General features: G+C 68.9%; 13 protein-coding genes. 8 read left to right on the plus strand and 5 right to left on the minus strand.

Features of this window, described 5'->3' with window-relative positions; translation table 11 throughout:
• Window positions 1-19 precede the first annotated feature (19 nt).
• The 4 genes from QZM67_RS15965 to QZM67_RS15980 all read left to right on the plus strand — a co-directional run bounded on the left by QZM67_RS15965 (window position 20) and on the right by QZM67_RS15980 (window position 6,998).
• Complete coding sequence (locus QZM67_RS15965) at window positions 20-1,129, plus strand: efflux RND transporter periplasmic adaptor subunit (protein ID WP_301804707.1); 1,110 nt, start codon at window positions 20-22, stop codon at window positions 1,127-1,129.
• Complete coding sequence (locus QZM67_RS15970; RefSeq protein WP_301804710.1) at window positions 1,126-4,275, plus strand: efflux RND transporter permease subunit; 3,150 nt, start codon at window positions 1,126-1,128, stop codon at window positions 4,273-4,275. Before QZM67_RS15965 ends, QZM67_RS15970 begins: the two co-directional genes overlap by 4 nt.
• A gap of 2 nt (window positions 4,276-4,277) precedes the next feature.
• Window positions 4,278-5,849, plus strand: a complete 1,572-nt coding sequence (locus tag QZM67_RS15975; protein WP_301804712.1) for an efflux transporter outer membrane subunit — start codon at window positions 4,278-4,280, stop codon at window positions 5,847-5,849.
• 120 nt (window positions 5,850-5,969) lie between these two features.
• Window positions 5,970-6,998, plus strand: coding sequence for a MerR family transcriptional regulator (locus tag QZM67_RS15980; protein WP_301804714.1), 1,029 nt, complete (start codon window positions 5,970-5,972; stop codon window positions 6,996-6,998).
• A gap of 151 nt (window positions 6,999-7,149) precedes the next feature.
• Here QZM67_RS15980 and QZM67_RS15985 read toward each other — a convergent pair whose 3' ends face one another.
• The 4 genes from QZM67_RS15985 to QZM67_RS16000 form a co-directional block, all read right to left on the minus strand.
• Window positions 7,150-7,374 (minus strand): helix-turn-helix transcriptional regulator, encoded by a 225-nt coding sequence (locus QZM67_RS15985; RefSeq protein ID WP_174916917.1) that lies wholly within the window; start codon window positions 7,372-7,374, stop codon window positions 7,150-7,152.
• Window positions 7,375-7,382: 8 nt separating this feature from the next.
• Window positions 7,383-7,943 carry a DUF2975 domain-containing protein gene (locus QZM67_RS15990; protein ID WP_301804721.1) on the minus strand — a complete coding sequence of 187 codons (561 nt, stop codon included), beginning with the start codon at window positions 7,941-7,943 and terminating at the stop codon, window positions 7,383-7,385.
• Between the two features lie 163 nt (window positions 7,944-8,106).
• Window positions 8,107-8,640, minus strand: a complete 534-nt coding sequence (locus QZM67_RS15995) for a M949_RS01915 family surface polysaccharide biosynthesis protein (RefSeq protein ID WP_301804723.1) — start codon at window positions 8,638-8,640, stop codon at window positions 8,107-8,109.
• A 78-nt stretch (window positions 8,641-8,718) separates the two neighbouring features.
• Window positions 8,719-10,110, minus strand: a complete 1,392-nt coding sequence (locus QZM67_RS16000) for a sigma-54-dependent Fis family transcriptional regulator (protein WP_301804726.1) — start codon at window positions 10,108-10,110, stop codon at window positions 8,719-8,721.
• Between the two features lie 249 nt (window positions 10,111-10,359).
• Between QZM67_RS16000 and QZM67_RS16005 the strand changes: the two genes are divergently transcribed.
• The 4 genes from QZM67_RS16005 to QZM67_RS16020 all read left to right on the plus strand — a co-directional run bounded on the left by QZM67_RS16005 (window position 10,360) and on the right by QZM67_RS16020 (window position 15,527).
• Window positions 10,360-11,244, plus strand: a complete 885-nt coding sequence (locus QZM67_RS16005; protein WP_043183021.1) for an MBL fold metallo-hydrolase — start codon at window positions 10,360-10,362, stop codon at window positions 11,242-11,244.
• Between the two features lie 29 nt (window positions 11,245-11,273).
• Window positions 11,274-12,941: a bifunctional protein tyrosine phosphatase family protein/NAD(P)/FAD-dependent oxidoreductase gene (locus tag QZM67_RS16010; protein WP_301804728.1), complete on the plus strand. Its 1,668-nt coding sequence runs from the start codon at window positions 11,274-11,276 to the stop codon at window positions 12,939-12,941.
• An 18-nt stretch (window positions 12,942-12,959) separates the two neighbouring features.
• Window positions 12,960-13,766: a sulfite exporter TauE/SafE family protein gene (locus tag QZM67_RS16015; protein ID WP_175021085.1), complete on the plus strand. Its 807-nt coding sequence runs from the start codon at window positions 12,960-12,962 to the stop codon at window positions 13,764-13,766.
• 159 nt (window positions 13,767-13,925) lie between these two features.
• Window positions 13,926-15,527 carry a DUF3472 domain-containing protein gene (locus QZM67_RS16020; RefSeq protein ID WP_301804731.1) on the plus strand — a complete coding sequence of 534 codons (1,602 nt, stop codon included), beginning with the start codon at window positions 13,926-13,928 and terminating at the stop codon, window positions 15,525-15,527.
• Between the two features lie 142 nt (window positions 15,528-15,669).
• On the opposite strand, the gene QZM67_RS16025 is transcribed toward QZM67_RS16020, so the two are convergent.
• On the minus strand, window positions 15,670-16,071 hold the full coding sequence (locus QZM67_RS16025) for a hypothetical protein (RefSeq protein WP_175021087.1): 402 nt from the start codon (window positions 16,069-16,071) through the stop codon (window positions 15,670-15,672).
• Between the last annotated feature and the right edge of the window lie 71 nt (window positions 16,072-16,142).

The raw sequence follows: 16,142 nt of genomic DNA on the forward strand, positions 1-16,142 counted from the left end.
CACCTCATCTGGGGGTTTCGTGAATCGCTCCGGTTCCCGCGCCGCGCTGCTGATCGGCGCCGCGCTCGTCCTTTCCGCCTGTCATCCGAAAGAATCCGCGCCGCCCGCCCCGCGCCCCGTCGTCGCGCTGCCCGCCCATGCCGACGACGCCGCAGTCGCCCGCACGCTCCCCGGCGAAATCCAGCCGCGCTACGCCACCCCGCTGTCGTTCCGCATCGCCGGCAAGATCATCGAGCGCAAGGTGCGCCTCGGCGATACGGTCAAGGTCGGCCAGGTCGTCGCGCTGCTCGATCCGTCCGACGTCGAGAAGAACGCCGCGAGCGCGCAGGCGCAACTCGATGCCGCGACGCACAGCCTCGCGTTCGCAAAGCAGCAGCTCGACCGCGATCGCGCGCAGGCACGTGAAAACCTGATCGCGACCGCGCAGTTCGAGCAGACGGAAAACAGCTACACGTCGGCGCTCGCGCAGCGCGACCAGGCGCAGCAGCAGCTCGCGCTCGCGAAGAACCAGCTCCGCTACGCGACGCTCGTCGCCGATCACGCGGGTTACATCACCGCCGAACAGGCCGACACCGGCCAGAACGTGTCGGCCGGCCAAGCCGTCTACCAGCTCGCGTGGTCGGGCGACGTCGACGTCGTCAGCGACGTGCCTGAAGCCGCGCTCGCGTCGCTCACGCCCGGCCACACGGCCACCGTCACGCTGCCGTCGCTGCCGGGCCGCCAGTTCGCCGCGAAGGTGCGCGAAGTGGCACCCGCCGCCGATCCGCAGAGCCGCACCTATCGCGTGAAGCTCACGCTCGCCGCACCCGATCCGGCAATCCGCCTCGGGATGACGGCCAGCGTCGCGTTCGACGGCGCCCCGGCCGCCGGCGACGCGCCGTCGATCACGCTGCCCGCGACCGCGCTGTTCCACGACGGCCAGCAACCGGCCGTGTGGGTCGTGCGCGCGAAGGACGACACGCTCGAACTGCGCCGCGTCGACGTCGCGCGCTTCAACGAGCGCACGGTGACGGTGTCGCACGGGCTGCAGCCCGGCGAACGCGTCGTGCTGCAGGGCGTGCACACCGTCAGCGCGGGCGAGAAGGTCCGCGCGATCGCGCCGCTGCATCCGGAGGACTTCGCATCGTGAGCGTTTCCTACGAAGAAGGCCGCTTCAACCTGTCGGCGTGGGCGCTGCGCCACCAGGCGCTGGTCGTCTACCTGATCGCGCTCGCAACGCTCGCGGGCATCCTCGCGTACACCCGCCTCGCGCAGTCCGAAGACCCGCCGTTCACGTTCCGCGTGATGGTGATCCGCACGTTCTGGCCCGGCGCGACCGCGCGGCAGGTGCAGGAACAGGTGACCGACCGGATCGGCCGCAAGCTGCAGGAAACGCCGGCCATCGACTTCCTGCGCAGCTATTCGCGCCCCGGCGAATCGCTGATCTTCTTCACGATGAAGGATTCGGCGCCCGTGAAGGACGTGCCCGAGACCTGGTACCAGATCCGCAAGAAAGTCGGCGACATCGGCTATACGCTGCCGCCCGGCGTGCAGGGACCGTTCTTCAACGACGAATTCGGCGACGTCTACACCAACATCTGGACGCTCGAAGGCGACGGCTTCACCCCCGCGCAGCTCCACGACTACGCGGACCAGCTACGCACCGTGCTGCTGCGCGTGCCGGGTGTCGGCAAGGTCGACTACTTTGGCGACCCCGACCAGCGGATCTTCATCGAGGTGAACAACGCGCAGCTCACGCGCCTCGGCATCTCGCCGCAGCAGCTCGGGCAGGCGATCAACGCGCAGAACGACATCTCGTCGGCGGGCACGCTGACGACCGCCGACGATCGCGTGTTCGTGCGGCCGAGCGGCCAGTTCGACAACGTCGACGCGATCGCCGACACGCTGATCCGCATCAACGGCCGCACCTTCCGGCTCGGCGATCTCGCGACGGTGAAGCGCGGCTACGACGATCCGGTCGTCACGCAGATGCGTGCGGGCGGCAAGGCTGTGCTCGGCATCGGCGTCACGATGCAGCCGGGCGGCGACGTGATCCGGCTCGGCAAGGCACTCGACGCCGAATCGAAGGACCTGCAGGCGCAACTGCCGGCCGGTCTCAAGCTGACGCTGGTGTCGAGCATGCCGCATGCGGTCGAGCATTCGGTCGACGACTTCCTCGAGGCCGTCGCCGAAGCCGTCGCGATCGTGCTGGTCGTGAGCCTCGTGTCGCTCGGCCTGCGCACCGGGATGGTGGTCGTGATCTCGATTCCGGTCGTGCTCGCGGTCACCGCCCTCTTCATGTACCTGTTCGACATCGGCCTGCACAAGGTGTCGCTCGGCACGCTCGTGCTCGCGCTCGGGCTGCTCGTCGACGACGCGATCATCGCCGTCGAGATGATGGCCGTGAAGCTCGAACAGGGCTACACGCGCGCACGCGCCGCCGCGTTCGCCTATACGAGCACCGCGTTCCCGATGCTGACCGGCACGCTCGTCACCGTGTCGGGCTTCCTGCCGATCGCGCTCGCGAAATCGAGCACCGGCGAATACACGCGCTCGATCTTCGAGGTGTCGGCGATCGCGCTGATCGCGTCGTGGTTCGCGGCGGTCGTGCTGATCCCGCTGCTCGGCTTCCACCTGCTGCCCGAACGCAAGCGGCACGCGCACGAGGCGCACCTGCCGGAAGACCACGAGCACGACATCTACGACACGCGTTTCTACCGGCGGCTGCGCGGCTGGATCGACTGGTGCATCGAGCGGCGCTTCGTCGTGCTGCTGATCACCGGTGCACTCTTCGTCGTCGCGCTGATGGGCTTCTCGCTGGTGCCGCAGCAGTTCTTCCCGAGTTCCGACCGCCCCGAGCTGCTCGTCGACCTGCGGCTGCCCGAAGGCGGGTCGTTCGCGGCGACGCTGCGCGAGACCGAACGCCTCGAGAAAGTGATCGACAAGCGTCCCGAGATCGATCATTCGGTGAACTTCGTCGGCAGCGGCGCGCCGCGCTTCTACCTGCCGCTCGACCAGCAGCTTCAGTTGCCGAACTTCGCGCAGTTCGTGATCACCGCGAAATCGGTGAAGGACCGCGAGAAGCTCGCGACCTGGCTCGAAACCACGTTGCGCGAGCAGTTCCCGGCCGTGCGCTGGCGGCTGTCGCGGCTCGAGAACGGCCCGCCGGTCGGCTACCCGGTGCAGTTCCGCGTGAGCGGCGACAGCATCGCGACGGTCCGCTCGATCGCCGAGAAAGTCGCGGCGACGATGCGCGGCGACGCGCGCACGGTCAACGTGCAGTTCGACTGGGACGAGCCGGCCGAGCGCTCGGTGCGCTTCGAGATCGACCAGAAGAAGGCACGCGAGCTGAACGTCACGTCGCAGGATGTATCGAGCTTCCTCGCGATGACGCTGTCCGGCACGACCGTCACGCAGTACCGCGAGCGCGACAAGCTGATCGCGGTCGATCTGCGCGCGCCGCGGGCCGACCGTGTCGACCCGGCGAAGCTGGCGGGCCTCGCGTTGCCGACCCCGAACGGCCCGGTGCCGCTCGGCTCGCTCGGCCGCTTCAAGCCGACGCTCGAATACGGCGTCGTATGGGAGCGCGACCGCCAGCCGACCATCACCGTGCAGTCGGACGTGCGCGCCGGCGCGCAGGGCATCGACGTCACGCACGCGGTCGACGCGCAGCTGAACGCGCTGCGCGCGCAGTTGCCGGTCGGCTATCAGATCAACATCGGCGGCTCGGTCGAGGAAAGCGCGAAGGCGCAGACGTCGATCAACGCGCAGATGCCGCTGATGGCGATCGCCGTGTTCACGCTGCTGATGATCCAGCTGCAGAGCTTCTCGCGCGTGCTGATGGTCGTGCTGACCGCGCCGCTCGGGCTGATCGGCGTGGTCGCCACGCTGCTGCTGTTCGGGCAGCCGTTCGGCTTCGTCGCGATGCTCGGCGTGATCGCGATGTTCGGGATCATCATGCGCAACTCGGTGATCCTCGTCGACCAGATCGAGCAGGACATCGCGGTCGGCCACCGTCGCATCGACGCGATCATCGGCGCGACCGTGCGGCGCTTCCGCCCGATCACGCTGACGGCCGCGGCCGCCGTGCTCGCGCTGATCCCGCTGCTGCGCTCGAACTTCTTCGGGCCGATGGCGACCGCGCTGATGGGCGGCATCACGAGCGCGACCGTGCTGACGCTGTTCTACCTGCCCGCGCTGTATGCGACGTGGTTCCGCGTGAAGCACGACGAACGCGACCCGCAGGACGGCCCGCCGCCTGGCGGCAGCACGCCGGCCGCGCCGTCGGGAGCCTGACCATGGATCGATCGATGAACCTGAAAACACAAGCCGTGCGGGCACTCGCCGTGGCGAGCCTCGCCGGCCCGCTCGCGGGCTGTTCCTGGTTCGCGCCGAGCGGCGAGCCGCCCGCGATGCCGTCTCCCGCGCATTACGGCACCACGCTGCAAGTCCAGCAGACGGTGTCCGCGCAAGGCGTCGCGCAGCAGTTCGAGGTCGGCGCGCAGCCGGTGCCCGACTGGTGGAAACAGTACCGCTCCGATGCGCTGAATGCGCTCGTCGACGAAGGGCTGCGCAACAGCCCGACCTTGAGCGCGGCATCGCACTCGCTCGATGCCGCGCGCGAACAGTTGCGCGGGCAGATCGGCAGCTCGATGCTGCCGTCGATCGAAGCGGGCGGCCAGGCCACGCGCCAGCGTGCGCTCGGCGTGCCGATTCCCGCGCTCGGCGCGCCGACACTGCTGTACGACACGTTCGTCGGGCAGCTGCAGGCGAGCTACACGATCGACCTGTTCGGCGCGTCGCGTTTCGCGAACCGCGCGCTGGCACGACGTGTCGACGTCAGCGCGTTCCAGCTCGAATCCGCGCGGCGCGCGCTGGCCGCGAACATCGTCACCGCGTCGATCACGGTGTCGGTGCTGAACGCGCAGATCCACACGACCGAGCGGCTCGTCGCGCTCGCCAACGACCAGGCGCACGACGCCGAACGCCGCTACGCGCTCGGTTCCGCCTCGCGCAGCGACGCACTGAACGCGCGGCAAAGCGCCGACACGTTCGCGGCGAGCCTGCCCGCGCTGCGCCAGCAACGCGACTCGGCACGCCATGCGCTCGCGGTGCTGGTCGGCCGCACGCCCGACCGGCCGCCGGCCGACCTCACGCTCGCCGATCTGCACCTGCCCGAACAGGTGCCCGTCGTCGTGCCGTCGGACCTGCTGCAAAGCCGCCCGGACATCCAGGCGGCCGACGCGGGGCTGAAGGCGGCCGCGGCCGAAGTGGGCCTCGCGACCGCGCAGATGTTCCCGCAGCTGTCGCTGTCGGCTGCGATGGGTAAAGGCGGCTTCAGCTGGCCGACGATGCTGTCGGGCGCCGGTTCGATCTGGAACATCGGCGCATCGCTGAGCCAGCCGATCTTCCACGGCGGTGCCCTGCTCGCACAGCGCCGCGCGGCGAAGGCGACCTACGAGGCCGCGGTCGACCAGTACAAGCAGGCCGTGCTCGGCGCATTCCAGAACGTCGCCGATGCGCTCGCGGCGCTCGAACACGATGCCGAGGCGCTCGACGCGTCGTCCCGCGCCGCACTGTCCGCGCGCGGCGCGTACGACGACGCGGCGGCCCGCGTGCGGCTCGGCGCACTGCCGCCGTCGGCCGCGCGTGCCAGCGAGCTGCAGTATCGCAACGCGCGGCTCGACGAGATCCGTGCGACCGGCGCGCGGTTCGCGGATACCGCACGGCTTTACCAGGCGATGGGCACGCCGCCGGTCGACAAGGCCGACAAGTCCGGCCCGTCCGGCAAGATCGACAAGGCGGCCGACAACCCAACCGGCCAGCAAGCACGCGCCGCCACCGCCGACACTCCGCCTGCGCCGCAATAAACCAGCCCTGCCGTCGGGTGCGCGCGAAATCCCCCCGCGTACCCGATTCCCGATCTTCCGCTTGACCCTCACGTAGCGTAACGTTCGAGACTCCAGTGTGCGTACCGAACGGAGGAACGAATGCGACTGAAAGTGGGAGAACTGGCGAAACGCAGCGGGCTGACCGTCCGCACGCTTCATCACTATCACGCGATCGGTCTGCTGACGCCTTCGGCGCGCGCCGACAACGGCTACCGGCTGTACGACCGCCACGACATCGCCCGGCTCCACCAGATCCAGGCGCTGCGTCGCTTCGGCCTGTCGCTCACCGAAATCGGCGACCACCTGAACCAGCCCGACACCCCGCTCGTCGAGCTCGTCGCGAAGCAGATCGCGCTGCTCGACCGTCAGCTTGCGCAGACCTCGCAGCTGCGCGAGCGGCTCGTCAGCCTGCATGCGCAGCTTGCCGCGGGTACGGAGCCGGAGCTGGCTGATTGGCTCACCACACTGGAGTTGATGACCGTGTACGACAAATATTTTTCCGAGGAAGAACTCGCGCGCCTGCCGATGTACCAGAAGAGCCAGGCGGGCGACGCCGAATGGATCGCGCTTGTCGGCTCAGTCCGCGCGCTGCACGACGCGGGCGTGCCCGCCGAGGACGACCGCACCCGTGTGCTCGCCAGCCGCTGGATGGCGCTGCTCGTGCGCGACACGAACAACGACCCGCGGCTGCTGGCGAAGCTGAACCTGATGCACGAACACGAACCGGCGATGCAGTCGAAGATCGGCATTTCGACTGCGTTGCGCGACTATGTGCTGCGCGCGTCGTCGGAAACCAAGATGCGGATCTTCGAGAAGTATCTCGCGCCGGACGAGATCCGCTTCATGCGGGCACACTACGGCGAAAGCGCGATGGCATGGCCTCAACTGATGGGCGACGTGCGCGATGCGATCGATGCGGGCGCCAAGCCGGATTCACCGGAAGGCCGCGCGCTCGCGCAGCGCTGGCTCGCGCTGTTCTGCAGCTATGCCGGCACCGATCCGGCCACGCATGCGAAATTCCGCCACGCGATGATGAACGAGCCGTCACTGACGCAGGATTCGTGGATCGACGACACGTTGATCGGTTTCGTGCGGGACGCGATGGCGCAGCTTGCGCCCGCGCAATGAACACGTTGAGCGCATTGAGCGCATGACGGTGCGGGCGGCGGGCGGATTGCCCGCGCGCCGTCCGCTTCACCCTTTGCAACCCGCGCGCGGCGCACGGCCGGCGCGACGACGCGCGACCGGCGCCGCCCCGCCACCTGGCGGTTGCGATGTGTCAGTCCGCCTCGCCGACGCCGTCATCGCTGAACGCGAGCAGGTCGCCGGGCTGGCAGTCGAGATAGCGGCAGATCGCCTCGAGCGTCGCGAAACGGATGCCCTTGACCTTCCCTTGCTTGAGCAGCGACAGATTCTGTTCGGTGATGCCAACGGCCGCCGCGAGATCCTTCGAGCGGACCTTGCGCGTCGCGAGCATCACATCGAGCTTGACCACGATCGACATGGCGCGCCTCAGACGAACTGGCGATGTTCGGCATCGAGCTCGCTCGCCTGCCGGAGAATGTGCGCGATGACCGCAATGCAGGCCGCGGTGAACAGCGCGACCACGTACGGCAGGCTGAAGCCGATGCTGACCACGCGATGGCCGACCGGTTCGCGCAACGTCGCCCACACGCTCAGAAGCGGTTCGCACAGCAGGCTCAGCAACACCCACAGGCCGATCGCCCGGCCCGTCTTGCCGAGATGGCCGGCAGCTTGCGCGGAGAAATAGTCGCGGCGCGCGTAGGTACGGAACAGCGCGCGCAGATGACGCAGGCCGTTCGCGAGCGCGATCAGCGGCACGCTCGACAGCAGGATGCCGACCGCCTTCTGCCACCACGGGAAGGCGGCGACGTCCACGCTCAGGTTCGAGATCACCGAATCGGTGAGGCCGAATACGAGGCCGGGCCCGGAGGCCGTGTTCAGCGACGGAAACGCCCAGCACGCGGCGTTGAGCACCAGCATGCCGACGATGAACCACAGCGTGACGGTGGCCATCTGCTGGCTGATACGGGCAATGCGATCGGAATGCATGCGAAGTCCTCGACGGGGAATGAACGTGCGTCGAGTGTACACCGATAATTATCGTAAAACGATAATTAATCGTCGTTCAGACATGATTTATTATCGCGCGGCATGTTAGCCTCGCGTCGACAGGCGCGTGTCGCACGCACCGTCGCGACCGCCGAGCGCGTGCCTATTGATAGTCGCGCACGCTGATCCCGTGCCAATGCTTCGTCATGTAGCGCAGGAACGCGGGTTGGGCTTTCAGGTCCGCATTCGGCACGGGCGCCGCGCCGCCGTCGAAACGCTTGCCCCGGTGCGTCAGCACTTCCTCGCCGCGCAGTACGTACTTTTTCCCCTGGTCGATCAGGAAGTACTTGACTGCATCGGGGCTGACGTCGCCGCGGCAGCCGATCTTGTACGCAAACAGGAACTGCCTGCGGCCGTTGCCGAGCAGGTCGGGCATCTCGACCGACGCGGGCACGACGTCGAGCACCTTGTCCTCGCCGCATTCGGTCACGTCGTCACGCACCGACCAGTCGGTCTGCCCGTTCAGCGTGCCGACCACCCGGAGATGCACGTCGTCGCCCTGTTCGGTGGTCGCGAACGTGACGGCATGTGCGCCGGCCGCGTCGGTCCACTTGTATTCGGCAGCCTGCACCGGGTTGAGCCACGACGCGACGGCGGCAACGGCGAGCCAGCGGCTCGCGGCAAGGACCTGTTTCATGAATGAAGACGACCCCGGATTGAACGCGCCATTATCCGCATGGCCACATCGCGCTGCCACCCCTTCGATGCGCCCCGCTCACCCACCGCGCGACCCGAGCCCGAGCGCCTTCAGGCGGCGGTACAGCGTCCGCTCGCTCATTCCCGTCCGTTCGGCCAGTGCCTTGCGCGTGCCGGCGAACCCGCTCGCGATCCGCACGAGTTCGGCATCCGTCAGCACACCAGCCGCCCCCTCCTGCGGCACCGCCGACGCGACAACCAGCTCGGCCGGCAGATGCTCGACGCGGATCGCCCCGTCGTCCGCGAACAGGCACGCGCGCTCGAGCACGTTGCGCAGCTCGCGGATGTTGCCCGGCCACGCATACGCATCGAGACACGCCCGCGCGCGCTCGGTCAGCACGAACGGCCGGGCCGCGAACGGCCGCGCGCCCGCGTCGCCCGCACTGGCGCGCGTGTTCGCGATCCGCCGCAGGATCGACTCGGCCAGCAGCGCGACGTCCCCGCGCCGGTCGCGCAATGCCGGCAACGGAATCGGAAACGCATTGATCCGGTAGTAGAGATCCTGCCGGAACCGGCCGTCGTCGATCATCTCGCGCAGCGGCTTGTGCGTCGCCGCGACCAGCCGGAAATCCGCGCGCAGCGCCTCGACGCCGCCGACACGGCGGAACGTGCCCGACTCGATCAGCCGCAGCAGCTTCACCTGCATCGGCAGCGGCACGTCGCCGATCTCGTCGAGAAACAGCGTGCCGCCCTGCGCGGTCTCGACGAGGCCCGGCTTGCGCTGGTTCGCCCCCGTGAACGCGCCCTTCTCGTAGCCGAACAGTTCGCTCTCGAACAGCGTCTCGGCGATCCCCGAGCAATCGACGACGACGAACGGCCCCATCGCGCGATCGCTCGCCTCGTGCAGCGCACGGGCGAACAGTTCCTTGCCGGTGCCCGATTCGCCGAGCAGCAGCACCGGCAGCATCGAGGGCGCCACGCGCTGCAATGCGCCGAGCGCCGCATTGAACGCATCGGCACCGCCGACGAGCCCTTCCGCACTCGGCTGCGCGGATGCGCTGCGCACCGTCGTCAGCCGCTCGACGTACGCGATTACGTTGCCGTGCGCATCGAAGATCGGCCGCAATTCGACGTCGACATGCTCGGGGCCGCGCGGTGTGTGGTGGATGTGCAGTACGCGATTCAGCCCGCGCGATTCGAGCGCCTGCTTCATCGGGCAATGCTCGCCGGCCTGGTCGCACGGCACCTCGTAGTGATGCGAGACCTCGAAGCAGTGCCGGCCCACGTGCTCGACGCCGGCGACGCCGAACTGGCGCCGGTACGCATCGTTCGCCGCGAGGATGCGGTAGTCGGGATCGACGACGATCGTCGGTTGCGGATCCTGCTCGAGATACGCGACGAGCGCGCGCACGTCGGGCATGACGTCGTGGCGCGGCGCGGGGACGATCGGGATGGTGTCGTGCGGATTCATGCGGACGCTCGGTGAAGGGGCTGCCTGACGAACTGCCAGGCGGACTGCCAATTCTGCCATGACACTGCCAGTTGTGGCAGTCCACCGTGTCGGACGGATGCCGCCGACGCCTGTGCATCGCTGCGGCCGCGCCCAAAACCCGAACTAAATCAAGTCCCTGGCAGATCGGCCGGCACTGCGATGCAGGCTGGCACGCTTCTTGAGTTACCGATCCCGATGAAAGATGCAGAACCCGATCGAGGACACCCCGTGAGCGATGCCACCACCCTGTCGGTCGAAGGCTTTTTCGACCCGGCGACCCACACCGTCAGCTATCTGCTGCTCGATACCGCGAGCCGCGCGTGCGCGCTGATCGACAGCGTGCTCGACTACGACCCGAAATCCGGCCGCACCCACACGGCCAGCGCCGACCGGCTGATCGCCCGCGTCGCCGAACTCGGCGCGGACGTGCACTGGCTGCTGGAAACCCATGTGCACGCCGACCACCTGTCGGCCGCGCCGTACCTGAAGGAACACGTCGGCGGCCGGATCGCGATCGGTTCGCACGTGCGCCGCGTGCAGCACGTGTTCGGCACGCTGTTCAACGCGGGCCCCGGCTTCGCGCAGGACGGCCGCCAGTTCGACCGGCTGCTCGACGACGGCGACACGCTCGCGCTCGGCGCGCTGACGATCCGCGCGCTGCATACGCCGGGCCACACGCCCGCGTGCATGACCTACTGCGTCGACGACGCGACGCAGCGCGCGGCCTTCGTCGGCGACACGCTGTTCATGCCCGACTACGGCACGGCGCGCTGCGACTTCCCGGGCGGCGACGCGCGCACGCTGTACCGCTCGATCGCGCGCGTGCTCGGCCTGCCGCCCGACACGCGCCTGTACCTGTGCCACGACTACCAGCCAGGCGGCCGCGACGTGCAGTTCGAGACGACCGTGGCCGAGCAGCGCCACGCGAACGTGCACGTGAAGGACGGCGTGACCGAGGACGATTTCGTCGCGATGCGCACCGCGCGCGACGCCACGCTCGCGATGCCGGTGCTGATGCTGCCGTCCGTGCAGGTCAACATGCGCGCCGGCCACCTGCCCGAGCCCGAAAACAACGGCGTGCGCTACCTGAAGATCCCGCTCGACGCGATCTGAGCCGCGCGCCCCACCCGGAGAACCCCGACATGACCATCCGCAAGCTGACCGACGCGCTGTCGGTCTCGCCGCAGATCGCGGCGGCCGACCTGCCCGCGCTTCACGCGGCCGGCATCCGCGCGATCATCTGCAACCGCCCCGACGGCGAAGGCCCCGACCAGCCGACCGTCACCGAAATCCGCGCCGCCGCAGCGCCGCTCGGCATCGACGTGCATTACCTGCCGGTCGATACGGGCAAGGTGACCGACGACCAGGCCACGCAGTTCGGCGCGCTCGTCGCGTCGCTTGAAGGCCCGGTGCTCGCGTACTGCCGCAGCGGCACGCGTTCGGCCACGCTGTGGGCGCTGTCGCAAGCCGGCCTGCGCCCGCTGAACGACATCGTCGCGACGGCCGCTGCGGCCGGCTACGACCTGCGCGCGCTCGCCTCGCGGGTCGTGCAAGGCGGCAGGCAGGCGGTACCGGCCGTCGACGCGCGGCACGACATCGTGATCGTCGGCGCGGGCGCGGCCGGCATCGCGGTCGCATCGAGCCTGCTCGCGCGCGACGCATCGCTCGACATCGCGGTGATCGATCCGGCCGACGTCCACTACTACCAGCCGGGCTGGACGATGGTTGGCGCGGGCGTGTTCCGGCCCGAGACCACCGCGCGCCGGATGACCGACGTGCTGCCGCGCGGCGTGCACCGGATCCAGGCCGCCGTCGCGGGCTTCGAGCCCGACGCGCAGACGGTCGTGCTCGACGGCTGCCGCCGCATCGGGTATCGCAAGCTCGTCGTGTGCCCGGGGCTCAAGCTCGACTGGCACGCGATCGACGGCCTCGCCGACACGCTCGGCCGCAACGGCGTCACGTCGAACTACCGCTACGATCTCGCGCCGTACACGTGGGAGCTCGTGCGCGCGTTCCGCGGCGGCAACGCCCTCTTCACGCAGCCGCCGATGCCGATCAAGTGCGCCGGTGCGCCGCAGAAGGCGATGTACCTGTCGTGCGACCACTGGCGGCGCGCGGGCCGCCTCGAGGCCGCGAACGTCGAGTTCCTGAATGCGGGCGGCGCGCTGTTCGGCGTCGCCGACTACGTGCCCGCGCTGATGGAGTACGTGAAAAGCTACGACATCGCGCTGTCGTTCGGCCACAACCTCGTCTCGATCGACGGGCCCGCACGCCGCGCGACGTTCGCACGCGCGCTGCCGGACGGCGGCAAGGAAACCGTCGTGCGCTCGTTCGACATGATCCATGTGGTGCCGCCGCAGAAGGCGCCCGACTTCGTGCGTTCGAGCCCGCTCGCCGACGCGGCCGGCTGGATCGACGTCGATCCGGCGACGCTGCGGCACCGGCAGTTTCCGGACATCTACGCGCTCGGCGACGCGACCAACACGACCAATGCGAAAACGGCCGCGGCCGCCCGCAAGCAGGCGCCCGTCGTTGCGCACAACCTGCTCGCGTCGCTCGGCCGCGCGCACGGCGATGCCGCGTATGACGGCTACGGCTCGTGCCCGCTCACCGTCGAGCGCGGCAAGATCGTGCTCGCCGAATTCCTGTACGGCGGCAAGGTCGCGCCGACCTTCCCCGCGTGGCTGATCGACGGCAAGCGCCCGTCGCGGCTCGCGTGGCTGCTCAAGGAACGCGTGCTGCCGCCGCTCTACTGGAAGGCGATGCTCAAGGGCCGCGAATGGCTCGCGAAGCCCGCGATCGCACGTTGACCGGAGCCCGCTGACGTCATGCTGATCTCCCTCGTACTGGGCGGTTTTGTCGGTGCCGTGCTCGGCCTGACCGGCGCCGGCGGCGGCATCCTCGCGGTGCCCGCGCTCGTCGTCGGCATGGGCTGGCCGATGCAGCAGGCCACGCCCGTCGCGCTCGTCGCGGTGGCTGGCAGCGCCGCGCTCGGCGCGCTCGAAGGTTTCCGCCGCGGGCTCGTGCGCTATCGCGCGGCGCTGCTGATGGCCGTGGCCGGCGTGCCGCTGACCACGCTCGGCGTGCGGCTCGCGCACGTGCTGCCGCAACGCCTGCTGCTCGCGCTGTTCGCACTGACGATGCTGATCGTCGCCGGTCGCCTGTTGCGGCAGGCGCTGCGGCGCGCGCCGGTCGACGCCGACGCGTCCCCGCTGTGCGTCGGCCGCGTGAATCCCGATACGGGCCGGCTCGTGTGGTCCTGGCCAGTCGGCGTCGCGCTGGCGTCGACCGGTGCGATGACGGGCCTGATGACGGGGCTGCTCGGCGTCGGCGGCGGCTTCGTGATCGTGCCGATGCTGCGCAAGTTCACGAACGTGTCGATGCATGGCGTCGTCGCGACGTCGCTGATGGTGATCGCGCTCGTCGGCACCGGCGGCGTGTTCGCGACGCTCGTGTCGGGCACGCGCGCACCGCTCGACGTGACGCTGTGGTTCACGGTCGCGACCGCGCTCGGCATGGCCGCCGGCCGCGGCGCGTCGCACCACCTCGCGGCGCGGCACGTGCAGGCCGGGTTCGCGGCCGTGCTCGTGTGTGTCGCGCTCGGGCTGCTGGCGAAGGCGGCGTTCGGCGCGTAAGGCCGCATACGATCGGGCGCGGGCAACGAGCCGGCGCCCGGATCGCGCTGAGGCCGCCATGCCGAAATCTTCACAATTCGCCGGGAGTCCCGTGCTAGATTCGTGGCGCGTCGCCATCGCGACGGGTATCGAATCTAACAACTAGTAAGGATTCCTGTAATGGCCATCAGCACACGAGGATGCGCGGCGATTGCCACGCTGCTGTTCGCACCGCTCACCGCTTTCGCCACCCCGGCCTACACCGCCGCATTGACGCTCGCCACGCTGTCGCCATCGGTCGGTGGAACCGACAAGGCCACGCTCAAGCTCACCAACACCGGCACCGCGCCCGCAGCCGCCGGGCTGTTCATCGGGATGCCGGCCGGCTTCAGCGCGAACGGTCTCACCAGCACCTGCGGCGGCACGCTCACCGACGACGGTGCGTCGCGCGCGACACTGTCGGGCATGACTGTGCCGGCCGGCGGCACCTGCACGCTCGGCTTCACGCTCGACGTGCCGCCCGTCGCGGCGCTGTCGCCGGCGGGTGCGCGCAGCTTCACGATCGCGGCCGACACGGCCGCGGGGCTCGCGACGCTGTCCGCCACCACGGCACCCACACTCTCCGGCTTCCTCGGTTCGACGCCGGGCCTTTACAGCAACACGTGGTTTCCGTCGACGGTGCGCAGCGTCGGCACCCTCGACCTGTTCATCACGCCGCAGACGGACCCGGGCCCGAACTCGAACGTGTTCTGGTCGAACCAGGTCAATTCGCTGCACGGCTATACCGGCCTGCAGTCGACCGAGCTGGTGTCGGCCAGCGAAGGCGTCGGCAAGCAATTCCTGTTCAGCCTGTGGGGCGCGACCGCCGCGAAGCCCGGCACGCCCGCGAGCGCCGGCATCGGCGCGGGCAGCTATTGCACGGTCAGCGGCTCGGCGACCGACGGCAGCGCGGGCGCGCAGTGCCGTTATCGCTACGACTGGCAGGCCGGCCACACCTACCGGTTCCGCATCACGCCCGACGCGAACCAGGGCCCCGGCTGGTTCAAGAGCAACGTCACCGACGTGACGCCCGGCTCGACCGGCGACAGCTTCGACATCGGCAGCATCTATGTCGGCACGACGCAGACGCAGGTGCCCGTCTCGTCGATCAGCCAGTGGGTCGAATATTTCGACTGGAACTCGAGCCGCACGAGTTGCACGTCGATCGCGTACACGGACGCGCAGTTCGGCATTCACGCGTACGACGCGATCGGCAACGCGGTGACGGTGCCGGCGCCGTCGGTCACGGTCAACAAGACCTGCCCGGCCAGCGATGCGAATGCGTCCGTGTCGAACGGCGTCGCGACGCTGATCGGCGGCCCGCAGCAATCGGCAGCCGGCCTCGTGAAAGCGGACGGTACCTGCCTGACCGCGTCCGGCGGCCTGGCCGACGGCCATCCGGCCGTGCTCGGCGCGTGTCCGACACGCGCATCGGTGCGCACGTCCGGCGGCACGCACTTCAATCCGCAACTGTGGGTCGTTGCGGGTGACGGTACGCTGCAGACCAAGTACAGCTACTGCCTCACCGCACAAACCAACGGCGCGCTGCTGCGCACGTGCGCGGCCGGTGCGTCGGATCAGCAATGGCGGGTGAAAACCGGCACGGCACCCGGTTCGGCGCAACTCGTGTCGCAGTCGACAGGCAGCTGCCTGGCGCCTGCCGCCAGCGGCACGTTGACGCTCCAGCCGTGCACGGCCGCCACGGCAGTCTGGACGACGCCCGGCAAGAGCTTCACGTACTGAGCGGCGCCGCCCCACGCGCAGCACCACCGAACAAAACGCCCGGCCCGACTCGTCGTCGGCACCGGGCGTTTTTTACTGCAACGGGCACCACCGGCCAACGGAACGATAGCCCATCGTCAACAAAACAGCTGCGGCGTAACCGTCATTTGAGCCATTCACGCAGCCTGCCGGCAATGCTGGATCGCTCGACATACCCCAGCGCGGAAACCGCGCACATCGCTCCGATTGCCGCATACAGCAACACCATTTCTCCGTTCCTTGCGACGTCCGGCCATCCCGCGTTGGTCAAAACCGCAAGAACGATCGATCCTGCAACGCCGCCCACGATGACCAGCATCGGCAAGACCGCCTTCCGCGGAAGACGTGTGCCAACCCAATAGACCGGATACGAAAGCAGCATGGCCACCGGAAATGCAACCGCGAAAGCAACCACGGAAAAAACGATCGACACACCGCCGAAATCCCTGACGGACAAAATGCCGATGAGCAAGCCGGCCACGATCGCGGCAGTCAGACTTGCGCCAAGCCATTCAGAAATCTTCAATTTTTTCTCCCGTGGCGCCCGCCGGCCATTCGAAGCGGCTTCGGCACTTTTGCGAGGCATATCTGCAAGCC

The sequence above is a fragment of the Burkholderia sp. AU45251 genome (assembly GCF_030482905.1).
In the GTDB taxonomy this organism is placed as follows: Bacteria; Pseudomonadota; Gammaproteobacteria; order Burkholderiales; family Burkholderiaceae; genus Burkholderia; species Burkholderia aenigmatica.

What these genes read in the sequence shown, in the direction of transcription:
- QZM67_RS15980 (WP_301804714.1), top strand. Translation starts at nt 5,970, where the DNA reads ATGCGACTGAAAGTGGGAGAACTGGCGAAACGCAGCGGGCTGACCGTC.
- QZM67_RS16010 (WP_301804728.1), top strand. Translation starts at nt 11,274, where the DNA reads ATGACCATCCGCAAGCTGACCGACGCGCTGTCGGTCTCGCCGCAGATC.
- QZM67_RS16000 (WP_301804726.1), bottom strand. Translation starts at nt 10,110, where the DNA reads ATGAATCCGCACGACACCATCCCGATCGTCCCCGCGCCGCGCCACGAC.
- QZM67_RS15995 (WP_301804723.1), bottom strand. Translation starts at nt 8,640, where the DNA reads ATGAAACAGGTCCTTGCCGCGAGCCGCTGGCTCGCCGTTGCCGCCGTC.
- QZM67_RS15975 (WP_301804712.1), top strand. Translation starts at nt 4,278, where the DNA reads ATGGATCGATCGATGAACCTGAAAACACAAGCCGTGCGGGCACTCGCC.
- QZM67_RS16020 (WP_301804731.1), top strand. Translation starts at nt 13,926, where the DNA reads ATGGCCATCAGCACACGAGGATGCGCGGCGATTGCCACGCTGCTGTTC.
- QZM67_RS16015 (WP_175021085.1), top strand. Translation starts at nt 12,960, where the DNA reads ATGCTGATCTCCCTCGTACTGGGCGGTTTTGTCGGTGCCGTGCTCGGC.
- QZM67_RS15985 (WP_174916917.1), bottom strand. Translation starts at nt 7,374, where the DNA reads ATGTCGATCGTGGTCAAGCTCGATGTGATGCTCGCGACGCGCAAGGTC.
- QZM67_RS15990 (WP_301804721.1), bottom strand. Translation starts at nt 7,943, where the DNA reads ATGCATTCCGATCGCATTGCCCGTATCAGCCAGCAGATGGCCACCGTC.